The organism is Cupriavidus sp. H39 (genome assembly GCF_050271075.1).
GTDB classification, from domain to species: domain Bacteria; phylum Pseudomonadota; class Gammaproteobacteria; order Burkholderiales; family Burkholderiaceae; genus Cupriavidus; species Cupriavidus necator_B.
Genome location: NZ_CP189848.1, coordinates 2060185 through 2083304, shown reverse-complemented (window position 1 = coordinate 2083304; position 23120 = coordinate 2060185). Strand labels below are relative to the sequence as shown.

Below are 23120 nucleotides of genomic sequence, written 5' to 3'. Positions count from 1 at the left end.
CCCGCACCGGGCCCGGCGCGGGTGTAGTGTCATCCCGCCAGCCATTGCCCTTGCCTCAGCCGGCCGTGCAGGAAATCCGCCAGCACCCGCACGCGCGCGCTGTGGCGCAGGTCCGGGTGGGTCAGCACCCACAGGTCGGTATCCATGGCCGTATCCGCCGGCGCCAGCCGCACCAGCGCCGGATCGTCCCCGGCCAGCAGGCACAACAGCATGCCGGCGCCCATGCCATGCCGGACCGCATCCGCCATCGCCACCAGGCTGTCGGCGCTGACCACGCGGCGCGGCTCCGGCACGTGCTCGTGGATCCAGCGCGACTGGGCCAGGTGCGACAGGGCTTCGTCGGGCACGACCCAGTCATAGGCCGGCCAGTCGGCCAGCGTGGGGTGGTCCGCGTCGGTCGGCAGGCCGAGTTGCCGCAGGTAGCTTCGCGCCGCGTACGGCGCCGTTTGCAGCCGGCCGATACGGCGGCCCACCAGGTACTCCGGCGGCGCGTTCGCCGGCCGGATCGCCACGTCGGCCTCGCGCCGGCTCAGGCTGAGGAAGCTGTTGTTGACGACAAGCTGCAGCTGGATGCGCGGATGCAGCGCGCGGAACTCGGCGAACAGCGGCATCAGCAGCCCGCCCAGCAGCGTGTCGGTGGTGGTCACGCGCAACGGGCCGCTCAGCTGGCTGTCGAGGCCGGACAGCTGCCGCTGCGCCGCATCGATCTGTTCGCCAACCCCGGCCAGCCGTTGCGCCAGCGCTTCGCCGGCCGGGGTCATGGCGTAGCCGGTGGCGTGGCGCTCGAACAGCAGGGTGCCCAGGGTGTCTTCCAGCCGCGCCAGCCGGCGCAGCACCGTGGAGTGATTGACGTGCAGGGCACGCGCGGCGCCAGCCAGCGAGCCGGACTGGCCCACGGCAAGGAAGTATTTCAGGTCGTCCCAGTCTGCTTCCTGCATGTTTGCATAGCCCCTTTGCAAAATTCGCCAGTTTTCGTGCCAATCCGCACAGCCTACAGTGGCGGAGGCTGGCCGGCAACGGGTGCCCCGGCGGCGGACGAGGAGAACAACATGGCAATGGCGTGGACGCTGCTGGTGCTGGCGGGACTGATCGAGATCGTGATGGCGCTGGCGCTTAAACATACCGATGGCTGGACCCGCGTCGGCCCGACGGCGCTGGGCATCGGCGCCGCGCTGGCCAGCATCTACCTGCTCAGCGCGGCGTTGCGGCACTTGCCGGTGGGAACGGCCTATGCGATCTGGACCGGGATCGGCGCGATCGGCGTGACCTTGATTGGCATCCTGTTCCTGGGCGAGAGCGCGTCGCCGCTGCGGCTGGTGCTGATCGGGCTGATTTTCGTCGGGATTGGCGGGCTGAAACTGCTACCAGCCTGAGAGGGGCGCTGGTTTCTGCAATGGCGCTGGTCACCCCAATGGGTGACTTTTCTTTTTGGCGCCGGCAGCTACGCAAGTACTTAATACGTAAATCAAAAAGTTGAAATAACGCGAGCCCGGGCGTGCGCCCGGCTTAGCCGACGCGGATGCCGCGGCGGTTGGGTACACTGTCTGGCCACGTGACTGGCGCAAATTGGCCCCTTATGAGTTTCGATGCCCTGCTGGACCTGTTCGAGCAACGTGTTCCGGCCCATCCGTCCGCCCAGATTGCCTTGTACCTGCTGGCGCTGGTGCTGATCGCGGTGCTGGCGCAATGGCTGTGCGGCCATGTGACCTCGCGCCTGGCCCATCGCCTGCTGACGGTATGGGGCAAGGGGCAGTGGAGCAAGGCGCTGACGCGCCATCGCGCCTACCGGCGCTTTGGCTATGCCGTGGGCTTCGCGGTGATTACCATCGGCGTCGGCGAAGTGCCGCGCATGGGCCGCTATGCGCTGGCGATCGAGCGCCTGGCCCATGCCAGCCTTTGGATCTGCTTCTTCCTGATGCTGGGCGGCGTGCTGAGCGCGTGGCAGGACGTCTACGCCAGCAGCCGCCAGGCGCAGACGCGCTCGATCAAGGGCTATATCCAGGTAGGGCGGCTGGGCCTGGGGCTGGTGTGCGCGGTGCTGGTGCTGTCGATTTTGATCAACCGCTCGCCGCTGTGGATGCTGTCCGGCCTGGGGGCGCTGTCGGCGGTGTTGCTGCTGGTGTTCAAGGACACGCTGTTGTCGCTGGTGGCCAGCACGCAGCTGACTTCCAACGACATGCTGCGCATCGGCGACTGGATCGAGATGCCCCAGTGCAACGCCGACGGCTACGTCAAGGACATCGCCCTGCATACGGTCAAGGTGCAGAACTGGGACAACACCGTGACCACGGTGCCGACCTACAAGCTGTTCTCGGAGAGCTATCGCAACTACCGCCAGATGTTCGAGTCCGGCGCGCGCCGGATCAAGCGCACCTTGCGGCTGGATGCGGGCAGCGTGCGCTTCCTGGAAGACCGCGAGGTCCAGGCGCTGATGCGCTTCCGCCTGCTGCACGACTACCTGGAAGAAAAGCAGGCCGAGGTCGACGAGGCAAACCGGCTGCTGATCGCCGCGGGCAACGACCCCGTCAACCGGCGCCGGCTGACCAATATCGGCACCTTCCGCGCCTATGGCATTGCCTACCTGAAGGCGCACCCCGAGATCCACCACGACCTGCTGCTGAACGTGCGCATGATGGAGCCCGATTCGCAGGGCATCCCGGTCGAGATCTACTGCTTCACCGCGCTGACCGCGTGGATGGACTACGAGCGCATCCAGGGCGATGTGTTCGACCACTTGCTGGCGATCCTGCCGGAACTGGGCTTGCGGCTGTACCAGGCGCCGTCAGGCGCCGACCTGACCGGCGTGCGCATTTCGCCGGTGCTGGCGGCAGCGCAGGTGGCGGCTGCCCAGGCGGTGCAGCATGCCCCGGCCAACGGCGCCGCCGCGGGCAGCCATCCGATGTAGCGGGGCGCTCAGCCCACCGCGCGCGGGCGCACACGGCTAGCGGCTTCCTTGGCACGCGTGCGGGCGGTGTCGACGTCGTCGGCATAGGCCAGTGCCACGCCCATGCGCCGCCTGGCGAAGCTCTCCGGCTTGCCGAACAGCCGCACTTCGGTCTGCGGCACGCGCAAGGCCTGCTCAATGCCATCGAAGACCACGCCGCGCGCCTCCACGCCGCCGTAGATCACGGCGCTGGCGCCGGGGCTGCGCAGGCTGGTGTCGACCGGCAGGCCGAGGATGGCGCGGGCATGCAGCTCGAACTCGTTCTGCCATTGCGTGGCCATGGTGACCATGCCGGTGTCGTGCGGGCGCGGGCTGACCTCGCTGAACCAGACCTGCTCGCCCTTGACGAACAGCTCAACACCGAACAGGCCCATGCCGCCGAGGTCGGCCGTAACCGCCTGCGCGATGCGCTGGGCGCTTGCCAGCGCGGCCGGGTGCATCGGCTGCGGCTGCCAGCTCTCGACATAGTCGCCGCTGACCTGCACGTGGCCGATCGGCGCGCAGAACTGCGTTTCCACCTGGCCGCTGGCGCCCACCGCGCGCACGGTCAGCAGCGTGATCTCGTAGTCGAAATCGATAAAGCCTTCGACGATCACACGGCCGTGGCTGACGCGGCCGCCGGCCATGGCGTAGTCCCACGCCGCCTTGACGCCTTCGGGACCGTCGATCTTGCTCTGGCCCTTGCCGGAGCTGCTCATCACCGGCTTGACCACGCACGGGTAGCCGATGCCGCCGTCGATGGCGGCCTGCAATTCTTCGAGCGAGTCGCAGAACTTGTAGGGGCTGGTCGGCAGGCCGAGCGATTCGGCGGCGAGCCGGCGGATGCCTTCGCGGTCCATGGTCAGGCGCGCGGCGCGGGCGGTCGGAATCACGCGCACGGTGCCGGCGGCTTCCAGCGTTTCCAGCATCGGCGTGGCGATGGCCTCGATCTCGGGCACCACCAGGTGCGGCTTCTCGGCTTCGATCAGGGCCTTGAGCTGGTCGGGGTCGCTCATCGCAATGGTGCGCGCGTGATGCGCAACCTGCTGGCCGGGCGCGTTGTCATAGCGGTCCACCGCGATGGTCTCCACGCCCAGGCGCTGCAACGCGATCAGCACCTCCTTGCCGAGCTCGCCGGAGCCGAGCAGCATCACTTTGGTGGCGGAGGGGGAGAGGGGCGTTCCGAGGGTGGTCATGGCGGCGGCGCAGCGAGGCGAAAGGAAAACCGGAATTGTACGTGCTGGCGCCCGCCACGGTGCCGCGTAGCCTAGTCTTCGGCGTCGCGCGAGCCGGTGTGGCGCCGCGCCGCCTCGTCCTTGCGGTCGGCCGCCTCGGCCTCGGCCGGGCTGGAGGCGACGCCGTACATGCCGTGACGCGGCGTGCCTTCCGGCAGCTTGCCAAGGCCGGTGGGCTGATAGGGATGCGGGCCGGGCGGAGGCTGCGAGGTGTCGCTGGAAGGATGCGCCCGGCCGGTCAGCTTCTCATCCCGGGTTACGCTGTGCCCGCCGTAGTGGTAGTCGGTCAGTGATCCTTCATGCGCGGGGGCCGACGGTGCCGGCGCGCCGGAGATATCGGTCACGCGTACCGGAATCGATGGGTACACCTGCTGGGCGCCGGCGATCGCCATGTCGGGCGAGTCGAACTCGCCGTCGAGCCGCTCCGGGGCGCCGTTGCCGGTGCGCATCTCCAGATGCCAGCGGCCGTCTTCCGGGCCGCACACCAGGATCTCCTGTTCGGTCGAGGTCATGGGGCCTCCTTGGGTCAGAGCATTGCGTCACTGCGGACACAGGCACGAACTGTTCCAGCCGTGCCTGCCCCGAGCACGCGGGCCGGGCGCGCGCCACGCGACCGCCGCGTGACGCCAGATTTACAATGCGCGTCGATTCTTACCGCCGCCGGGTGGCGGCCAGGCGCCGCAGCAAGACCGGGTGCGTGTTCAGGATGTCGCCATCAGCGGCGGTCGCGGACGGGTGGCCACCGCGAAAGCGATCTGCGCCAGGCCCGCCGCCAGCCCCAGCGCCACGCCGACCTGCCAGGCCACGGTATAGGACCCCAGCGCGTCATAGACCAGCCCACCGCCGAAGGCGCCGACAAAGCTGCCGATCTGGTGGCTGAAGAAGGCCACGCCGCCCAGCATCGCCTGCCAGCGCAGGCCGAAGGTTTCGGCGATCCAGCCCGACACCAGCGGCGCCACGCCCAGCCACAGGAAGCCCATCACGGCGGCGAACACCAGCGTGCTCTGCGGCGTCGGGGCCGACGAGAAATACCAGGTCAGCGCCAGCGAGCGCAATGTATAGATGCCGCCCAGCAGCATCAGCTTGTTGAAGCGGCCGCCGGCCCAGCCGAAGAAGATGCTGCCCAGCACGTTGAAGCCGCCGATCACGCCCAGGGCCTCGGCGCTGAGCATCGGGTCCATGCCGCAGACGTCCAGATACGACGGCAGGTGCGTGGTCAGGAAGACCAACTGCATGCCGCAGACAAAATAGGCCAGCGCCATCACCACAAAGGGCGCGTGGCGCAGCGCGGTGGCCAGCGCCTGGCGCGCGTTGTCCTGGCCGATGCCCGCCGGCGTGGCCAGCGGCAGCTGGTCGACGCGCCCGGCCGACCACGCCGCGGGCAGCATCACCAGCGCCAGCAGCACGAAGGCCGCCAGGCCGATGCGCCAGCCATAGGCCTGCGTCACCATCTGCCCGATCGGCGCCGCCAGCAGCGCGCCCAGCGAGCCCGCGCCGGACACCAGCCCCAGCACCGTGCTGCGCAGCGCCGCCGGCACCGGCCGCGCCGCCACCGCCATCGCCAGCGCGCTGCCGGTGCAGGCCATCGACGCGCCGATGGCCACGCCCGCGCCCAGCGTGACGCCGACCAGGCTGTGCGCGGTGGCCAGCAGCACCAGCCCGATGACATACAGCAGCGAGCCCGCCATCATCAGCGGGCGGAAGCCGATGCGCGTGGCCCAGGCGCCGGCCAGCGGCTGTAGCAGGCCCCACGCCAGGTTCTGCACGGCAATGGCAACGGTGAAATCCGACACCGAGATGCCGAGGTCGCGCGTCAGCGGCGGCATGAAGATGCCGAGGCTCTGGCGCAGGCCCATGGCCAGGCTGAGCATCACGGACGCGCCAAGCAGGATCGGCAAGGCCGGGCGCAGGCCGGCGTAGCGGGAAGGAGCGGGGGAGAGGGGCACGCTGGGTCTCGGTCGCTGGGATTATCGTTATCGTTGTCAACCCCGGGCGCCTTCCATGTCTGCAATGTACTGGAATGTAAGCGGGCACTGAATATACCGCAGGGTAAGGCGAGGGTATGCCGCGGCGCCGGGCCCTGTCAATTTGGCTTTGGGCCGGGCCGCCTTCCGTTTTGGCAAAGGCGGCCCGGCCAGCGGCGCCGGTCAGTCCAGGCTGACCTTTGACGCGCGGATGGTCTCGCCCCAGCGCTGGATCTCGCCGCGGACCAGCGCGGCGAACTTCGGCTGCGGCTCGCCGCCGGGGGCGCCGCCCATGTCGCGGAAGCGGGCCACCACCTCGGGGTCGCGCATTGCCTTGCCCAGCGCCTCTTGCAGTGCCGCGGCCACGGCGGGCGGTGTCCTGGCCGGTGCGAAGAAGCCCAGCCATCCCATCACCACGAAATCCTTCACGCCGGCCTGCGCCATGGTGGGCACGTCGGGCAGCGCGGGCAGGCGCTCGGCGCTGGTCACGGCCAGCGCGCGCAGCTTGCCGGCGCGGATCTGCGGCAGCGCCTGGGTCAGGTTGTCGAACATGAAGGTTGTCTCGCCCGCCAGCACGGAAGTGGTGGCCGGTGTCGAGCCCTTGTACGGCACGTGAATCACCTCGGTGCCGGTGCGCAGCCGGAACAGTTCCGCGGTCAGGTGCGTGGTCTGGCCGATGCCGGCCGAGGCATAGGAATACTTGCCTGGTGACTGCTCAAGCTGCGCCACGAGGTCGGCCACGCTGCGCACCGGCGTTTGCGTGCCGACCACCAGCACATTGGCGAACGAGATCAGGTCGGTCAGCGGCAGGAAATCCTGCGGCTGGTAGGACAGCTGCTTGTAGGCGCTGTAGTTGATCGCATGCGAGCCGGTATTGCCGACCAGCAGCGTATAGCCGTCCGGCGCCGCGCGCATGAAGGCCTGCGTGCCGATGATGCCGCCGCTGCCGGGCTTGTTGTCGACCACCACCGGCTGGCCCAGCATGGCCGACAGCTTCTGCGCCACCAGGCGCGTCGGGATATCGGTGGTGCCGCCCGGCGCGCCGGGCACGATGATGGTGATGGGCCGCTCGGGCCAGGCCGCGGCATGAGCTGCCGCAGGGGCGGCGCAGGACAGCGCCGGGGCAGTGGCCAGCAGCAGGGCTGCGCTGGCGAGGGACAGCGGTGCGGGCAGCTTGGGTGTCATGGGTCTCCTCCATGTTGTAGTGTGTGTGCTGCTTGGCAATGCAACAACGGCCGGCTTGCGGCCGGCCGTTCTCAGCTCAGGGCGGGAGCGTTCACTTGCCCGTCCAGACCGGCTTGCGCTTCTCGGCGAAGGCGGCCGCGCCTTCGCGCGCGTCGGCGGAAGTAAAGACGGGGTCGATCAGCGGCTTCTGCCGCACGAACATTTCCTCGCGGGTCCAGTCGCCGGACTGCGCCACCACCTGCTTGCTGGCGGCAATCGCCAGCGGCCCGTTGGCGCCGACCGCAGCGGCCAGTTGCAGCGCCGCGTCGAGCGCGCCGCCGGCATCGGTCAGGCGGTTGACCAGGCCGAGGTCGTAGGCACGCTCCGCCGGCAGCATGTCGCCGGTCAGCGCGTATTCCATCGCCACGTGGTATGGCACGCGGCGCGGCAGGCGGATCAGGCCGCCGGCGGCGGCCGCGAGGCCGCGCTTGACTTCAGGCAGGCCGAACTTGGCCGCGCGCGAGGCCACCACCAGGTCGCACGCCAGCACCAGCTCGAAGCCGCCGGCCAGCGCATAGCCTTCGACTGCGGCAATCAGCACCTTGCGCGGCGGGCGTTCGGTCACGCCGCCGAAGCCGCGGCCGGGAATGCTCGGGCGCTTGCCGGCAAGAAAGCCCTTCAAATCCATGCCGGAGCAGAAGGTGCCGCCGGCGCCGGTCAGCACCGCCAGGCTAAGGTCATCGCGCGCATCGAGTTCATCCAGCGCCGCGGCAATCGCCGTGGCGGTCTCGAAATCCATCGCATTGCGGGCCTCGGGACGGTTGATGGTCAGCACCATCACGTTGCCGCGGATTTCCTTCAGCAGCGTATCGCTCATGGGTGTCTCCAGTTGTCGGCCGGTTCAGCGTGGCGCCATGCGGATGGCGCCATCCAGGCGGATGGTTTCGCCGTTGAGCATGGGGTTCTCGAGGATGTGCAGCGCGGTCGAGGCGTATTCGTCCGGCGCACCCAGGCGTGCCGGGTGTGGCACCATCGCGCCCAGGGAGGCCCGCACGTTCTCGGGCAGCTTGGCCAGCAGCGGGGTGTCGAACAGCCCGGGGGCGATGGTGCACACGCGGATCGCGCGCTGCGCCAGGTCGCGCGCAGCCACCAGCGTCATGCCGACGATGCCGGCCTTGGCCGAGGCATAGGGAATCTGGCCGATCTGGCCTTCGTAGGCAGCCACCGAGGCGGTCAGCACGCAGGCGCCGCGTTCGCCGTCGACCAGTTCGTTCTTCGCCATGCGCGCGGCGCCCAGGCGCAGCGCGTTGAAGGTGCCGATCAGGTTGATGCGCACGATCGATTCGTACTTCTCCAGCGAGCCCGGCGAGCCGTCCTTCTCGACCACGCGCACCGGACCGCCCAGGCCGGCGCAATGGATCAGCGCGCGCAGCGGGGCCACGGCCTCGGCGGCGTCGTAGACCGCGTTCATCTGATCGGTGTCGGTCACGTCGGCCTTGACGAAGCGGACCTTGCCGCCGAATTCGTCGACCACCGCGTTGCCGCGCTCTTCCGACAGGTCGGCGATGACCACGTCGACGCCGCGTTCCACCAGGCGCCGCACGCAGGCCAGGCCCAGGCCGGAAGCGCCGCCGGTCACGACGGCGGACATATTGATCAGTTTCATGGTGTGTCTCCTTGATTGGGATCGGGATGGGGCCGCGCGCCGCTTACAGGCGCTCGATGATGGTGGCGTTGGCCATGCCGCCGGCTTCGCACATCGATTGCAGGCCATAGCGCTGGCCGCTGTCTTCCAGCGCATGCAGCATGGTGGTCATCAGCCGCACGCCCGAGGCGCCCAGCGGATGGCCCAGCGCAATCGCGCCGCCGCGCGGGTTCAGCCGCGCCGGGTCGGCGCCGAGCGCGCGCTGCCAGGCCAGCGGCACGCAGGCAAAGGCTTCGTTGATTTCGTAATGGTCGATCTGGTCCAGCGTCAGGCCGCTCTTCTTGAGCGCGCGCTGGCTGGCAGGGATCGGGGCGGTCAGCATCGCGATCGGATCGTCGCCGCAGACGTCGAACGCGACAAAGCGCGCGCGCGGCTGCAAACCCAGGCGTTGCGCCATCGTTTCGCTCATCAGCAGCATCGCGGCGGCGCCGTCGCTGATTTGCGAGGCATTGCCCGCGGTCACGTTCCAGCCGATCTGCGGGAAGCGCGCGCTGAGTTCGTCGTTGCGGAACGACGCCTGCAGCGTGCCCAGCTTTTCCACCGAGGTGCCCGCGCGGATGGTCTCGTCGTGCTCGACCACGCCGTTGGGCGTGCTGATGCCCAGGATCTCGCGGCGGAACGCGCCGCTTTCGCGCGCGGCCGCGGCCAACGCGTGCGAGCGGGCCGAATAGGTGTCCATCTGCTCGCGCGACAGCTCGTACTTCGCCGCCACCAGCTCGGCCGCCACGCCTTGCGACACGAGCCCGGGCGCGTAGCGCGCTTCCATCGACGGGCCATACGGATTCTGGCCGATGCGCGCCGAGCCCATCGGCACCCGGCTCATCGACTCGATGCCGCAGGCGATGACGATGTCATAGGCCCCGGCCATGATGCCCTGCGCGGCAAAATGCACCGCCTGCTGGCTGGAGCCGCACTTGCGGTCGATGGTGGTGGCCGGCACGTGCTCCGGCAACCCTGCCGCCAGCCACGCGACCCGGCCGGGACCGGCGGATTGTTCGCCCGCCTGGGTCACGCAGCCGGTGATGACGTCGTCGACCAGGCCCGGGTCCAGCCGGTTGCGTTCGACCAGGCCCTTGAGCACCTGGGCCAGCAGTTCGGTGGCATGGAGTTCGGTGAAGGCCGAGCCCGGCTTGGAGCGGCCCATCGGGCTGCGGATGGCGTCGACGATGACGGCTTGTTGCATGGGGGAGTCTCCTGAGAAAGCTGAGCGTTGCGAGTCGTGGTGGCTATATTGAGACGCCCGTACCGAAAAGTTCTCGTCCGATACGATGAATTGGGATTCTGGCGTCGGAAAATCCTTCTGTAAATTCAAAAAACCAGATTTGACTTTGGAAAAGGCGAAGGGCAACATCCGGGTTTTGAGACGCGTGTATCAAAAAACTTCAGATTCAGGCCCAGCGATGACTAATGCTCCACATGCCTCAGTGGCCCCGCCATCCGCCGCTGCCGACGGCGAAGCGCGCCTTGTCAGCGCGCTGGCGCGGGGCGTTTCGATCCTCAACTGCTTCTCGCCGACGGTGCAGGAACTCAGCAGCCGGGAACTGATGGAGCGCACCGGCCTGGCCAAGCCCACCCTGTTCCGGCTGCTCGATACGCTGTGCGGGCTGGGGCTGCTGCATTACTCGGAGCGGCTGTCGCGCTATGTGCCAGGCGTGGGGCTGATCAACCTCGCCGCGCCGGCGCTGGCCCGCATGACGATCCGCCAGCTGGCGCGGCCGGCCATGCAGGAACTGGCCGACCATATCGCCGGGCAGGTCGAGCTGATCGTCGGCAGTGGCCATGCGCTGACTTATGTCGAGGTCGCGCAGGGCGTGGGCAGCCCTGTGTTCCGGCCGGAGGTCGGCACGCGCGTGTCGGCCTCGCGCACCGGCTCGGGCCGCGCGTATCTGCTGCGGCTGGACCAGGTCGAGCGCGAGGCGTATCTCGCCCAGCTGCGCGCCACCGATCCGCAGCGCGCCGAGTGGCTGCAGGCGCGCCTGGCCGATGCCGCTCGCGACCTGCAGGAGCACGGCTTCTGCCGCGGCCATCGCGACCTGCACCGCGAGGTGGAATCGGTGGCCGTGCCGATGCGCGCGCGCCGCGACGGCGAAGCCTGGATCTTCGCCGCGTCGGTGCCGGTGTTCAGCCAGCAGAGCAAGCAGCTGGAGCAAGATATCGGTCCGCGCCTGGTCAGCCTGGTGCGCAATGTCGAAGGGGCGCTCGGCGTCGCAGGTTAGGGCGCTTGCGAGGTTTCAGCTGCCGCTTCAGTTTCCGGTAAACACCGGCGTGCGCTTGTCCAGGAAGGCCTGCACCGCTTCGCGGTGGTCGGCGGTCTGGTGCGACAGCGCCTGGAAGCCAGCCGACAGTTCCAGCAGCGTATCGAGCCGGGTATGCATCGCCTCGCGCATCAGGCGCTTGGCCAGCCGCACCGCGTGCGGCGGGTTGGCGGCAATGCGGCCAGCCAGTTCATAAGCCGTGGGCAGCAGCGCGTCCGGTGCGACCACGCGCGACACCAGGTTCCATTCCAGCGCCAGCTTCGCGTCGATCGGCTGGCCGGTAAAAGTCATTTCGGCCGCCCGCGACAGGCCGATCACGCGCGGCAGCAGCCACGCGCCGCCGTCGCCCGGAATAATGCCCAGCTTGACGAAGGACTCGGCGAACTGCGCGCGTTCCGAGGCAATGCGGATGTCGCACATGCAGGCCAGGTCCAGTCCCGCGCCCATGGCCGCGCCATTGACCGCCGCGATCACCGGCACTTCCAGATTGAACAGGGCCAGCGGCAGCCGCTGGATGCCGCAGCGGTAGTCCTGGCGGATCTCCATGCCCGGCACCGTGCCGGAAGCCTGGCGCTCCATGTCCTTGATATTGCCCCCCGACGAGAACGCCGTGCCGGCGCCGGTAATGACCACCGCGCGCACGCTGCGGTCGCCATGGATGCGCTCGATCGCGGCCAGGAATTCCGCCACCGCGGTGTTGCCGGTCAGCGGATTGCGCCGCTCGGGCTCGTTCATCGTCAGCGTGACGATGTGGTCCTGCTGTTGGTAGAGAAGGAACTGGGTCATGGTGAGGGCTCCGGATGCGGGGGTGGGATAGCCTGTCTTGGGCCCAAGGCTAAGCCAGGGGCGGCCCGGCGTCTAATATTCATTTATTCATCAGCGATATTTGCCGGATATCGCTGGCGCGGCTCGGTCCCCGGTCTGCGGGGTACCACGGTTCGCTATGCCTCCGGCCTGCGCACGGCAAGCCGGGACGACAGGGGGCGTTGCCACTGCCTCACGGCACGGCCGACGATGCGCCTTTCAGTTTCTTGCGCGAGTCGATGATTTTTTTGGAAATCGCGGCAATTGGCTGGCACGGCCTGCGCAATGACGGCAGAATCCGGACAGTAGCGGCCGGGATCGCCTGCCGAGAGAATCCAGACCATGACCACCGCCCCGACTATCCGATGCCAGTCCATTGCCCGACCTGCCGCCCGGCACGTCCCCGGCGCGCGCACGCCGGCCGCGACCCCGGGCAATGGCTGAGGCCGCGCGCATGGCGCTGCCGCTGCTGATTGCGCTGCCCCTGCTGGCCGCGGCGCTGACGTGGTTGATCGGCATGCGTGCCCCGCGGCTGGTGGCACCGGTCACCATGGGCCCGCCGCTGGCCGCGCTGCTGCTGCTGCTGAACCTGCGCGGCGAGGTCTTCGCGCAGCCGGGGCACGCGCAGGGCTGGCGCGTGGCGTGGCTGCCCGCGCTCGGGCTGGACCTGTCGCTGCGCCTTGACGGCCTGGCCTTTCTGTTCGCGCTGCTGGTGCTGGGCGTCGGGCTGCTGGTGATCCTGTATGCGCGCTATTACCTGGCGCGCAATGAATCGGCGGTGCGCTTCTTCTGCCTGCTGCTGCTGTTCATGGCAGCCATGCTCGGCGTGGTGCTCGCCGGCAACCTGCTGTTGCTGGTGGTGTTCTGGGAGCTGACCAGCATCCTGTCGTTCCTGCTGATCGGCTTCTGGTCCTGGCGCACCGATGCGCGCCAGGGCGCGCGCATGGCCCTGACGGTGACCGGCGGCGGCGGGCTGGCACTGCTGGCGGGGGTGCTGCTGCTGGGCCATATCTGCGGCAGCTTCGAGCTGTCCGTGGTGCTGGCGCAGGCCGGCAAGGTCCAGCACCACCCGCTGTACCTGCCGATGCTGGTGCTGGTGCTGCTGGCGGTGTTCACCAAGTCGGCGCAGTTCCCGTTCAGCTTCTGGCTGCCGCACGCCATGGCCGCGCCCACGCCGGTCTCGGCCTACCTGCACTCGGCCACCATGGTCAAGGCCGGCGTGTTCCTGCTGGCGCGGCTCTACCCGGTGCTGGACGGCACCAACAGCTGGTTCTACCTGGTCAGCATGACCGGGCTGGCCACGCTGATCGTCGGCGCCGGCATGGCGCTGCTGCAGCGCGACCTGAAAGGCCTGCTGGCCTATTCCACCATCAGCCACCTGGGCCTGATCACGCTGCTGTTCGGGCTCGACACCCAGCTCAGCACGGTGGCCGCGATCTTCCACATCATCAACCACGCGGTGTTCAAGGCGTCGCTGTTCATGGCCGCCGGCATCATCGACCACGAAACCGGCACGCGCGACCTTTACCGCCTGCGCGGGCTCGCCCGCTATATGCCGCACACCGCGGTGCTGGCCATCGTGGCGTCGCTGTCGATGGCGGGCGTGCCGCTGTTCAACGGCTTCCTCAGCAAGGAAATGTTTTTCGGCGAGACCCTGGCGCAGGGTCTGCTGGGCGAATTCAACTGGGTCATCCCCGCCGCAGCGACCATGGCCGGCGCGCTGACCATGGCCTATTCGCTGCGCTTCATCTACGGCGTGTTCTTCGGCACGGGCCAGCCCGACTTGCCCAACTACCCGCCGCACGAGCCACCGCGCTTCATGAAGGTGCCGGTCGAGTTCCTGGTGGTGATCTGCCTGGTGGTCGGGCTGGTGCCGGCCTACACCGTTGGTGACCTGCTCGCGGCCGCGTCGCTGGCGACGCTGCGCGCGCCGCTGCCGGAATACAGCCTGCACTTGTGGCACGGGGTCAACCTGCCGCTGGTGATGAGCCTGGTTTCGATGGCGGGCGGCGCGACCCTGTTCTTCCTGCGCCGCGACGCGCTGCGGCGCTGGCAGCAGGCGATCGAGCACCTGAGCGCGCGGCGCTCGTTCGAGCATGGCATGAGCGCGCTGGAACGCTTTGCCGGCGCGGTCACGCGCTGGCTGGAAGACGGTTCGCTGCCGACCTATATCGCCTGGATGCTGCTGGCGATGCTGGCCGTGCCGGCCTGGTTCCTGGCTGACCTGGGCACGCTGGCCGGCAGCGTGCCCGCCGGCGCCATCGATCCGGTCGGCGCCGCCACGCTGGCGCTGCTGGCGCTGTGCGCCATCGCCGTGGTGGCGGCGCACCGGCAGCGGCTGCTGGCGCTGGTGCTGCTGAGCGGCTGCGGGCTGATGGTGTCGCTGGCGTTCCTGCGCTTTTCGGCGCCGGACCTGGCGCTGACCCAGATCTCGGTCGAGGTGGTGACCATCCTGCTGCTGGTGCTGGCGCTGTTCTACCTGCCGCGCGCAGCGCATGACCGCCCCGGCGCCGGCCGGCGCGTGCGCGATGCCGTGCTGGCGCTGGGCGGCGGCACGCTGCTGGCGGTGGCGGCCTACGCGGTGATGACGCGGCCATACGACCCGGTGTCCGCGTTCTACGTCGAACAATCGGTCCCGGGCGGCGGCGGGCACAACGTGGTCAATGTCCTGCTGGTGGACTTCCGTGGCTTCGATACCCTGGGCGAGATCTGCGTGCTGCTGGTCGCCGGCCTGGCGGTGCAGGCCCTGCTCAAGGGCATGCGCCTGCCGACCCCGTCGGCGGCGCCGGACGGGCTGCCGTGGACCAGCCAGGCGCACCCGCTGCTGCTGGCCATGCTGGCGCGGCTGATGCTGCCGCTGACGCTGCTGGTGGCGACCTTCATCCTGCTGCGCGGGCACAACCAGCCCGGCGGGGGCTTTATCGCGGCGCTGATCACCTCGGTGGCGCTGCTGCTGCAGTACGTTGCCAACGGCGTGCGCTGGACCGAGGCGCGCATCGCACCGGATTACCGCGCCATCGCCGGCGCCGGCATCCTGGTCGCGGGGCTGACCGGACTGGGCAGCCTGGCCTTCGGCTATCCGTTCCTGACCACTGCCTTCGGGCACTTCCACCTGCCTGGCATCGGCGAGGTGGAACTGGCCACGGCCATGATCTTTGACCTGGGAGTGTTCTGCACCGTGACCGGAACCACGCTGGTAATCGTGTCTCACCTGGGCGTGCGCAACCTGCCGCCGGCGCAAGCCGCCGAGGAGGACTGATGGCCGCGCTCTACGCCATTACCATCGGCATCCTGACTGCCGCCGGCATCTACCTGCTGCTGCGCGAGCGCGTGTTCACGGTGGTGCTGGGGCTGACCCTGCTGTCGTATGCGGTCAGCCTGTTCCTGCTGGGCATGGGGCGCTTGTCGATCGGCCGCCCGCCGGTGATCGCGCCGGGGGCCAGCTATGCCGACCCGCTGCCGCAGGCGCTGGTGCTGACCGCCATCGTCATCGCCTTCGGCATGACCGCGTTCGCGGTGGTGCTGGCGCTGCGCTCGCTGGGCCTCACCGGCAGCGACCATGTCGACGCCGCCGGCCAGCCGCAGGCGGGCGAGGATCCCGCTGCCGACGGCAGCGGCACGGAGCCGCGGCCATGAACCATGCGGTGCTGCTGCCCATCCTGGTTCCCATGTTTGCCGGCGCGCTGCTGACGGCGATGCCGGCGCAGCGGCTGCAGGCGCAGCGCCTGGCCAGCGCGGTGGCGACGCTGCTGCTGGTGCCTGTGGCCGTGCTGCTGCTGCGCCATGCGGCCGGCGGCGACATCGCGGTCTACGCCATGGGCAACTGGAGCGCGCCGTTCGGCATCGTGCTGCAGTTGGACCGCACCGGTGCGATGATGCTGGCGCTGACCGCGGTCCTTGCCGTCGCCGCGCTGGCCGCGGCGGGGGACGGCACGGCCCGGCAGGGGCGGCACTTCCACGCGTTGTTCCAGTTCCAGCTGATGGGCCTGAACGGCGCGTTCCTGGCGGGCGACCTGTTCAACCTCTTCGTCTTTTTCGAGATCCTGCTGATCGCTTCGTACGCGCTGCTGGTGCATGGGGCGGGCCGCGCGCGCATCGGCGCCGGGCTGCACTACGTGATCCTGAACCTGGTGGCGTCGTCGTTCTTCCTGGTGGCGATCGGCGTGCTGTACGGCCTCTCGGGCACGCTCAACATGGCGCACCTGGGCCTGCGGCTGGCCGGGCTGCCGGCCCAGGACCTGCCGCTGGCGGTGGCCGCCGGCGCGATGCTGATGCTGGTGTTCGCGCTCAAGGCGGCGCTGTTCCCGCTGTACTTCTGGCTGCCGCGGGCCTATGGCAGCGCGGCCGGGCCGGTGGCGGCGCTGTTCGCCATCATGACCAAGGTCGGCATCTACGCGATGCTGCGTTGCGATGCGCTGATCTTCGGCGGCGCGCAAGGACTGCTGGCGCCGTTCCTGCATGACTGGGTGTTCGTGCTGGCGCTGGCCACGCTGGCGGTCGGTGCGCTGGGCGCGCTGGCGGCCACGGCGCTGCGCACCATGACCAGCTACCTGGTGGTGGCGTCGGTTGGCCTGCTGGCGGCGTGCGTGTCGATGCAAACCCAGGCCGGCTGGGCCGCGGCGCTGTACTACCTGCTCAGCACCACGCTGTGCACCGCGGCGCTGTTCCTGCTGGCCGATGCGCTCGAGCCGGAAGCCGCGCGCACCGACGGTGCCCCGGTCAGCGCCTCGCGGCTGGCGGGGCTGCTGTACCTGGTGGGCGTGGTCGCGGCGGTGGGCTTGCCGCCGCTGTCGGGCTTCCTGGGCAAGCTCATGATCCTGCGTGCCACGCCGGCGCCGTGGATGCCGGTGCTATGGCCCGCGGTGCTGGGATCCAGCCTGCTGCTGCTGATTGCCGTCTCCCGCACCGGCACGCGGCTGCTGTGGCGCCTGCCGCATGAAGCGCAGCGCGTGGCCGAAGGCGCGGAATATCTGGATGAAGACCATCCCGGCGCGGCGCGCCTGCGGGTGCGGCCCGACGCGCGCAAGCTGGCCTGCTGCATGCTGCTGCTGGCGGGCAACCTGGCGCTGACCGTGGCCGCGCGTCCGGTCAGCGACTATGTGGCGGATGCCGCCGCGCAACTGCTGGACCGCGCCGCCTACCTGCGGGCGGTGCTGCCCGGCGAGCGGGGGTAGAGCATGTGGCGTCGTCTGCTGCCCCATCCCTGGCTCAGCCTGATCCTGATGCTCATGTGGCTGATGCTAGTCCAGAGCGTCGCGCCGGGACACTGGCTGCTGGGCGCTGCCCTCGGCTGGGCCATCGGCCGGCTGGCCGACCGCTGGCTGGTGCTGGGCGCCTTCCGCCTGTCGCGCCCGGACCTGATCCTGCGCCTGAGCTGCCATGTGCTGATCGATATCGTGAAGGCCAACCTGGAAGTGGCCATGATGGTGCTGGGGCGCACCGCGCGGCTGCGCCCGGCGTTTATCGTGGTCCCGCTCGACGTCGAGCATGAACTTGCCACCACCGCGCTGATCAGCATCGTCTCGCTCAGCCCCGGCACGCTGTGCGCCGAACTGAGCGACGACCGCCGCGCCTTGCTGGTCCATGTCCTGGACCTGGAAGAAGAGGCCGCGCTGGTCGCGCTGATCAAGTCGCGCTATGAAACCCCGCTCAAGGAGATCTTCCAATGCTTGCCATCGTGATTCCGGTCTGCCTGGCGATCCTTGGCCTGGCCTTCCTGCTGACGCTTGCGCGGCTGCTGCGCGGGCCCAGCCTGCCCGATCGCATCGTGGCGCTCGATACGCTCAACATCAACGCCATCGCGCTGATCGTGGTGCTTGGCATCAGCCTGGATTCGGAGCTGTTCTTCGAGGCCGCGCTGCTGCTCGCGGTAATGGGCTTCGTGGCCACCGTGGCGCTGTCGAAGTACCTGCAGCGCGGCGACATCATCGAATACTAGGAGCCCGGGCCATGCTGCATCCTGTTGCCGAATTCATCGTCTGCGCGCTGCTGCTGGTGGGCAGCGTGTTCATGCTGGTCGGGGCCATCGGGCTGTTCCGGCTGCCGGATTTCTTCATGCGCCTGCATGGGCCGACCAAGTCGACCACGCTCGGCGTGGGCGGCGTGGTGCTGGCTTCGGTGGCGTATTTCAGCTTCCGCGGGGAAGCCAGCCTGCATGAGCTGCTGGTGACCGCGTTCCTGTTCCTGACCGCACCGATCAGCGCCCACATGCTGGCCAAGGCCGCGCTGCAGCGGCAGCTGCCGGTGGACCCGCGCACGCGCGGCAGCGGCTGGATGCCGCGCATCCGCGATTGACCAGAACCGGCGCCAGCGTGGTCTTGTCGCCTACTTTTCCTCGATCCGCGCGCGCAGCCGTTGCGCATCGAACGGAGCCTTGACCTTCTTGTCGTTGTCGAAATAGCAGTAGATGTCGCGATGCGCGGCAGCGCGGGGTCGTTTCGGCGAGATCCGCTGCGCATCCGCCGGCTCCTGGCCGTTGGCCCACTTGACCAGCCGCGCGGCCCAGCGATCCAGCGCCGCATCGGAATAGGCGCCGCCATACAGGGTCTCGGTGCCATGCAGGCGCAGGTACAGGAAATTGCTGGTCACGTCCTCGGCATAGGGCCAGTCGGCAACGGCGTCGGAGATCACCAGCGCAACCCGGTGGCGGCGCAGCAGGGCCGGGAATTCCGGCGTGCAGAAGCTGGCGTGGCGGATTTCCACCGCATGCCGGATCGGGCGCCGGCGACTCGTCTCGTACCACGGGTCTCTGACGTTGCGATTGTGGTGCCGCGCCAGTTCGCGGGCACTGTGCGTGTCGTGGGGAATGAGCGACAGGAAGCGGTCCATGCGCTCGGGATCGAAGCCAAAGTTGGGCGGAAACTGCCACAGCACCGGGCCTAGTTTTTCTTCCAGCGCCAGCACGCCGGATGCAAAGAAGTTGGCCATCGCCGGCCGTGCCGAGTCGTCGCGAAAACGCAGCATGTGGGTCAGGTAGCGGGGGCCCTTGACGCTGAACACAAAGCCCGGCGGCGTGGCCTGATGCCAGGCGCGATAGCTCTTCGGCGTCTGCAGCGCGTAGTGCGAGCCGTTGATCTCGATGGTCTCGACCGCGCGCGACGCGAATTCCAGCTCGCGCCGCTGCGCCAGCCCGTCGGGATAGAACACGCCGCGCCAGCCGGCATAGCGCCAGCCTGAAATGCCGATGCGGATCATCGCCATGCCCTGGTCTGTACTTTTTGCAATCGACGGCGCCATACTGCCTGCGCGCCATCCCGGGCGCCCCTCATGGGAGAGCATCCAGGCCAGCCCCGCAAGATCCGCGCCTTGGCGAAATGCTGTCCGTGGCCAGCACCCACTGCAGCGGGCGGCTGCGCCGGCATAAGGCGTTTACCGCATTTCAATACGGTCACGGCGTCTCTTGACGCCGTTTTTATGTCGAAGTCCCTATCGTGGCGGGGCGTCCTGATGCGGACGCGTCCTCAATCCGCCACCTTCGACCATGACCTTGCTTCGCAACTCCACCGGCCGCCACGCCGCGCCAGCCGCGCTGGCCGCGGCCCTGTGGCTCGCCAACGCCACGCCCGTCCTGGCGCAAGCCAGCTCCGATACGGCGGACGCCGCCGCTGTCCACACGTTCAGCGCCAACCTTGCGCTGGCCAGCGACTACCGCTACCGCGGCCTGACGCAAAGCAGCGGCCGCCCCGCGATCCAGGGCGGCTTCGACTACAGCCATGCCAGCGGCTTCTACCTCGGCAACTGGAACGCCAGCATCAGCTGGCTGGGCGACAGCCATGCGGACGTGTCAGCGCCGGTCGAGATGGACTTCTACGGCGGCTACCGGCATGCATTTGGCGACAGCGGCTGGAGCACCGACCTGGGCGTGCTGCAGTACTACTATCCGGGCAGCTATCCCGACCGCTACACCAGCCCTGACACCACCGAGCTCTACGTCGGCGTCGGCTACGGCCCGGTGACGCTAAAGTATTCCTATGCGCCGACCAACCTGTTCGGGTTGGCCGAGAGCCGCCACAGCTGGTATGCGGATCTGTCGGCCAACGTGCCGCTCGGGTTCTGGGGCCTGACCCTCAACGCCCACGCGGGCTACCAGAAAGTGCAGGTGGCCGATGCCTCGTACGCTGACTGGAAACTTGGCCTGACCAAAGACCTGGGCCAGGGCTTCGCACTGGCGCTGGCGTATATCGATACCAATGCCGACCGGGCGGTGTACACCAGCGCCCAAGGGCGCTACCTTGGCCGCGCCACGGTCTGGGGATCGCTGAGCAAGACGTTCTAGCGGCGCGGTTTACATTGCCCGCGATGTGTCCTACACCCAGTCAGGCAACCCCGGCGACTTTACCGCCGGGCCGCACAGGGGAGGGCCGGGCCATGGGCATGCAACACCAGGACAAAGTCTTTGCGGGGGCGATTCCCGAGGTTTATGAGACCCTGATGGTGCCGATGATCTTTGCGCCCTATGCCGCCGACCTGGGGCGGCGCATCGCCGCGCTGCGGCCGCGGCGGGTGCTGGAGCTGGCCGCCGGCACCGGCGTGCTGACCCGGGAACTCGCGCTGCGCCTGGCGGCGGATACCCTGGTCGTCGCCACCGACCTCAATGCACCGATGCTGGCGTACGCGCAAGCCGCGGGCACCACGCGGCCGGTGCAATGGCGCGAGGCCGACGCCATGCAGCTGCCGTTCGGCGACGCCAGCTTCGACCTGGTGGCATGCCAGTTCGGCGCGATGTTCTTCCCCGACAAGGGCAGGGCGTTCGCCGAGGCCCGCCGCGTGCTGGTGCCAGGCGGCACGCTGGTGTTCAACGTGTGGGACCGGATCGCGTTCAACGCGTTTGCGCGCGACATCACCGCGGCGCTCGCCGCGCTGTTTCCCGACGCGCCGCCCGATTTCATGGTCCGCATCCCGCACGGTTATCACAGCCAGGCCGCCATCGAGCAAGACCTGCGCGCGGGCGGATTCACGGCGGGCGCGGTGTTCGAGACCGTCACCGAAACCAGCCACGCAGCCGCCGCGCGCATCCCCGCCGTGGCATTCTGCCAGGGCACGCCGCTGCGCACCGACCTGGAAGCGCGCGGGCCCGACGCCCTCGCGCGCGCAACCGACCACTGCGAGCAGGCGCTGATCCAGGCCTATGGCGCCGGGCCGCTGGCCGGCCCCATGCAGGCGCATGTGGTCATGGTGGCGGCGCCCGCGGGCTGAGCAACGCGCACCGGTCCACCAGGCTCGCTCAAGGGGTGCGCAAATCGTCGCCTGCACCGATACTGTCGTCACCGGCATCTGCCAGGCTTCACGACGACTGCAACCTCGGGCATATGGCATGGACCCCTTGATCATTTCCGCATCGGTGGCGTTGGGCATCGGACTGGCCATCGGGCTGGAGCGCGAGCGCAGCCAGGCGGCCGACGGCAGCAGCGAAGCCCCGGCCGGGCTGCGCACCTTCGCGCTGGCCAGCCTGGCGGGCGTGGCCAGCGCGATACTGCCGTCGGCGCTGGTGCTGCCGGTCATGCTGCTGGGCGCGGCCATGCTGACGGCGCTGAGCTACCATCGCTCGGCCAGCCGCGACAGCGGCCTGACCACCGAATTCGCGCTGCTGCTGACCCTGCTGCTGGGCGCGCTGGCGGCGAGCCATCCGGCGCTGGCGGCAGCGCTGGCCACGGTGGTGGTGCTGTTGCTGCATGGCAAGTCCTTCCTGCACCATCTGGCCCGCCGCGTGGTCACGCGCGAGGAAATGAGCGAGGCGCTAATCCTTGCCACTGCCGCGCTGATCGTCTGGCCGCTGCTGCCGGACCGCTACCTGGGCCCGCTGCAGGCCTGGAACCCGCATGCGATCTGGCTGGTGGTGCTGCTGGTGCTGCTGGCCGGCGCGGTCGGGCACGTCTGCGCGCGCCTGTTCGGCGACCGCCTGGGGCTGCCGATCTCGGGCCTGTTCGGCGGCTTCGTCTCCAGCACCGCCACCATTGCCGCGATGGCGGTGCTGTCGCGCCAGAGCGAGGCGCGCATCCACGGTCCGGTGGCGGCGGCCTTGCTGTCGAGTGTCGCCACCTACGTGCAGATGCTGCTGTTGCTGGGCGCCACCAGCTTGTCCGCGCTGGGGGCGCTGGCGCTGCCGCTGGCGGCTGGGCTGGCGGTGATCGCGGCCTTTGGCGGGATCTGGCTCTGGCGCTCCTGGCACGAGGCCCGCGGCGGCACCGAGGGCGTGCCCGGCGGCGGGATCTTCGACTGGCGCGGGGCGGCGGTGTTTGCGCTGCTGTTTGCCGTGCTGCAACTGGTGGGCGCGGCCACGCAGGCATGGGCCGGCAACGAGGGGCTGCTGGCCCTGTCGGTGGGCGCCGGCTTTGCCGACGCGCATGCCGCGGCCACTTCGATCGGCGCCATGGTCGGCGCCGGCAAGGTCGAGCCGCCGGCCGCGGTATGGCCGGTGCTGGGGGCGTTGACCGCCAATACCGTCAGCAAGATCGTCGCGTCGACGGCGGGCGGCGCGCACTTTGCGGTGCCGGTGGCGCTCGGGCTGGTGCTGTCGACCGGCGCGGCCTGGGCGGTCGCGTGGCTGCTGCAGCTGGCCTGAGGGCCTGGGAGGCCGGCAAATTCTGCAATGCTGTTGCACGCGATACCGCAGGCGCCCCCCGCGGCGGCCGCCACGGTTGACCGCGCGCCGCTATCGATCGTGGAATAAAAGTTGCGTGGTTTTCGCTTCCGGGCGCCAGCAGCGGACTCCTGAAAGGCGGAGTCAGCCGGCCCCGGGGCAAGTCCTCAGACCGACACTGTGTAACGACAAGGAGTTGGAAATGAAACCAGGTTCAAGTGGAAAGACGGCAGGCAAGACCGGCAAGACCGGCGCGGACAAAAAGAACCCGGGCGCGCGGATGGACCGGGATGCCAGCCAGATCAAGAGCCGCAGCGCCGATCCCGGGCAGAGCAGCTATGGCGGCTTCAAGAACGAAGATCCGCAGAGACAGCATCAGGGTGAAACCCGGAAGCCGAACAAGCCGGCGCGCTAGACGCGGCTGACGGGGGTTTCGACAGGCTTGGGCGCGTGAGGACCGGCGCGCGGCAGCGCGCCGGACAGCCGCCACC

General features: G+C 69.1%; 23 protein-coding genes. 13 read left to right on the top strand and 10 right to left on the bottom strand.

The window, feature by feature from the left end; all coding sequences use genetic code 11:
- Positions 1 to 29: 29 nt before the first annotated feature.
- Complete coding sequence (locus ACOCMH_RS25005) at positions 30 to 938, bottom strand: LysR family transcriptional regulator (RefSeq protein ID WP_427309627.1); 909 nt, start codon at positions 936 to 938, stop codon at positions 30 to 32.
- A gap of 117 nt (positions 939 to 1055) precedes the next feature.
- On the opposite strand from ACOCMH_RS25005, the gene ACOCMH_RS25000 reads away from it, so the two are divergent.
- Positions 1056 to 1373 (top strand): DMT family transporter, encoded by a 318-nt coding sequence (locus tag ACOCMH_RS25000; RefSeq protein ID WP_115680273.1) that lies wholly within the window; start codon positions 1056 to 1058, stop codon positions 1371 to 1373.
- 203 nt (positions 1374 to 1576) lie between these two features.
- Complete coding sequence (locus ACOCMH_RS24995) at positions 1577 to 2905, top strand: mechanosensitive ion channel family protein (RefSeq protein ID WP_427309626.1); 1329 nt, start codon at positions 1577 to 1579, stop codon at positions 2903 to 2905.
- 8 nt (positions 2906 to 2913) lie between these two features.
- Here ACOCMH_RS24995 and purT read toward each other — a convergent pair whose 3' ends face one another.
- The 7 genes from purT to ACOCMH_RS24960 all read right to left on the bottom strand — a co-directional run bounded on the left by purT (position 2914) and on the right by ACOCMH_RS24960 (position 10174).
- On the bottom strand, positions 2914 to 4119 hold the full coding sequence (gene purT / locus ACOCMH_RS24990) for a formate-dependent phosphoribosylglycinamide formyltransferase (protein WP_427309625.1): 1206 nt from the start codon (positions 4117 to 4119) through the stop codon (positions 2914 to 2916).
- A 71-nt stretch (positions 4120 to 4190) separates the two neighbouring features.
- Entirely contained in the window at positions 4191 to 4670 is a 480-nt protein-coding gene (locus ACOCMH_RS24985; protein WP_171518180.1) for a hypothetical protein, read from the bottom strand.
- A 189-nt stretch (positions 4671 to 4859) separates the two neighbouring features.
- Entirely contained in the window at positions 4860 to 6104 is a 1245-nt protein-coding gene (locus ACOCMH_RS24980) for an MFS transporter (protein WP_427309623.1), read from the bottom strand.
- 201 nt (positions 6105 to 6305) lie between these two features.
- On the bottom strand, positions 6306 to 7307 hold the full coding sequence (locus tag ACOCMH_RS24975) for a Bug family tripartite tricarboxylate transporter substrate binding protein (protein ID WP_427309621.1): 1002 nt from the start codon (positions 7305 to 7307) through the stop codon (positions 6306 to 6308).
- A 91-nt stretch (positions 7308 to 7398) separates the two neighbouring features.
- Positions 7399 to 8163, bottom strand: coding sequence for a crotonase/enoyl-CoA hydratase family protein (locus ACOCMH_RS24970; RefSeq protein ID WP_427309619.1), 765 nt, complete (start codon positions 8161 to 8163; stop codon positions 7399 to 7401).
- Positions 8164 to 8187: 24 nt separating this feature from the next.
- Positions 8188 to 8952 carry an SDR family NAD(P)-dependent oxidoreductase gene (locus tag ACOCMH_RS24965; RefSeq protein WP_427309618.1) on the bottom strand — a complete coding sequence of 255 codons (765 nt, stop codon included), beginning with the start codon at positions 8950 to 8952 and terminating at the stop codon, positions 8188 to 8190.
- Between the two features lie 43 nt (positions 8953 to 8995).
- Positions 8996 to 10174 carry a thiolase family protein gene (locus ACOCMH_RS24960; RefSeq protein WP_427309616.1) on the bottom strand — a complete coding sequence of 393 codons (1179 nt, stop codon included), beginning with the start codon at positions 10172 to 10174 and terminating at the stop codon, positions 8996 to 8998.
- 217 nt (positions 10175 to 10391) lie between these two features.
- Here ACOCMH_RS24960 and ACOCMH_RS24955 point away from each other — a divergent pair, with 217 nt between their 5' ends.
- Positions 10392 to 11207: an IclR family transcriptional regulator gene (locus ACOCMH_RS24955; RefSeq protein WP_427309614.1), complete on the top strand. Its 816-nt coding sequence runs from the start codon at positions 10392 to 10394 to the stop codon at positions 11205 to 11207.
- A gap of 27 nt (positions 11208 to 11234) precedes the next feature.
- Here ACOCMH_RS24955 and ACOCMH_RS24950 read toward each other — a convergent pair whose 3' ends face one another.
- Positions 11235 to 12032 carry a crotonase/enoyl-CoA hydratase family protein gene (locus ACOCMH_RS24950; RefSeq protein WP_171518173.1) on the bottom strand — a complete coding sequence of 266 codons (798 nt, stop codon included), beginning with the start codon at positions 12030 to 12032 and terminating at the stop codon, positions 11235 to 11237.
- Positions 12033 to 12504: 472 nt separating this feature from the next.
- Here ACOCMH_RS24950 and ACOCMH_RS24945 point away from each other — a divergent pair, with 472 nt between their 5' ends.
- From ACOCMH_RS24945 to ACOCMH_RS24920, 6 genes are read left to right on the top strand one after another with little or no spacing between them, the layout of a single operon-like run.
- Complete coding sequence (locus ACOCMH_RS24945) at positions 12505 to 15309, top strand: monovalent cation/H+ antiporter subunit A (RefSeq protein ID WP_427313357.1); 2805 nt, start codon at positions 12505 to 12507, stop codon at positions 15307 to 15309.
- Positions 15309 to 15686 carry a Na+/H+ antiporter subunit C gene (locus ACOCMH_RS24940; protein WP_427309611.1) on the top strand — a complete coding sequence of 126 codons (378 nt, stop codon included), beginning with the start codon at positions 15309 to 15311 and terminating at the stop codon, positions 15684 to 15686. The genes ACOCMH_RS24945 and ACOCMH_RS24940 overlap by 1 nt, the downstream gene beginning before the upstream one ends.
- A complete protein-coding gene (locus ACOCMH_RS24935) occupies positions 15683 to 17224 on the top strand; it encodes a monovalent cation/H+ antiporter subunit D (protein WP_427309610.1) in 1542 nt (513 codons plus the stop codon). Before ACOCMH_RS24940 ends, ACOCMH_RS24935 begins: the two co-directional genes overlap by 4 nt.
- 3 nt (positions 17225 to 17227) lie before the next feature.
- Positions 17228 to 17731 carry a Na+/H+ antiporter subunit E gene (locus ACOCMH_RS24930; RefSeq protein ID WP_427309608.1) on the top strand — a complete coding sequence of 168 codons (504 nt, stop codon included), beginning with the start codon at positions 17228 to 17230 and terminating at the stop codon, positions 17729 to 17731.
- Positions 17716 to 17988, top strand: coding sequence for a K+/H+ antiporter subunit F (locus tag ACOCMH_RS24925; RefSeq protein ID WP_427309606.1), 273 nt, complete (start codon positions 17716 to 17718; stop codon positions 17986 to 17988). The genes ACOCMH_RS24930 and ACOCMH_RS24925 overlap by 16 nt, the downstream gene beginning before the upstream one ends.
- 11 nt (positions 17989 to 17999) lie before the next feature.
- Positions 18000 to 18344 carry a Na+/H+ antiporter subunit G gene (locus tag ACOCMH_RS24920; RefSeq protein ID WP_171518168.1) on the top strand — a complete coding sequence of 115 codons (345 nt, stop codon included), beginning with the start codon at positions 18000 to 18002 and terminating at the stop codon, positions 18342 to 18344.
- 30 nt (positions 18345 to 18374) lie between these two features.
- On the opposite strand, the gene ACOCMH_RS24915 is transcribed toward ACOCMH_RS24920, so the two are convergent.
- Entirely contained in the window at positions 18375 to 19244 is an 870-nt protein-coding gene (locus tag ACOCMH_RS24915; protein ID WP_427313356.1) for a DUF72 domain-containing protein, read from the bottom strand.
- A gap of 286 nt (positions 19245 to 19530) precedes the next feature.
- Here ACOCMH_RS24915 and ACOCMH_RS24910 point away from each other — a divergent pair, with 286 nt between their 5' ends.
- From ACOCMH_RS24910 to ACOCMH_RS24895, 4 genes are all read left to right on the top strand, one after another.
- The gene (locus tag ACOCMH_RS24910) at positions 19531 to 20325 is read left to right on the top strand and encodes a TorF family putative porin (RefSeq protein ID WP_427309605.1); all 795 of its coding nucleotides are present in this window, start codon (positions 19531 to 19533) and stop codon (positions 20323 to 20325) included.
- 92 nt (positions 20326 to 20417) lie between these two features.
- On the top strand, positions 20418 to 21245 hold the full coding sequence (locus ACOCMH_RS24905) for a class I SAM-dependent methyltransferase (RefSeq protein WP_427309603.1): 828 nt from the start codon (positions 20418 to 20420) through the stop codon (positions 21243 to 21245).
- A 118-nt stretch (positions 21246 to 21363) separates the two neighbouring features.
- On the top strand, positions 21364 to 22611 hold the full coding sequence (locus ACOCMH_RS24900) for an MgtC/SapB family protein (protein ID WP_427309601.1): 1248 nt from the start codon (positions 21364 to 21366) through the stop codon (positions 22609 to 22611).
- A gap of 220 nt (positions 22612 to 22831) precedes the next feature.
- Positions 22832 to 23044, top strand: coding sequence for a hypothetical protein (locus ACOCMH_RS24895; protein WP_171518164.1), 213 nt, complete (start codon positions 22832 to 22834; stop codon positions 23042 to 23044).
- Positions 23045 to 23120 lie beyond the last annotated feature (76 nt).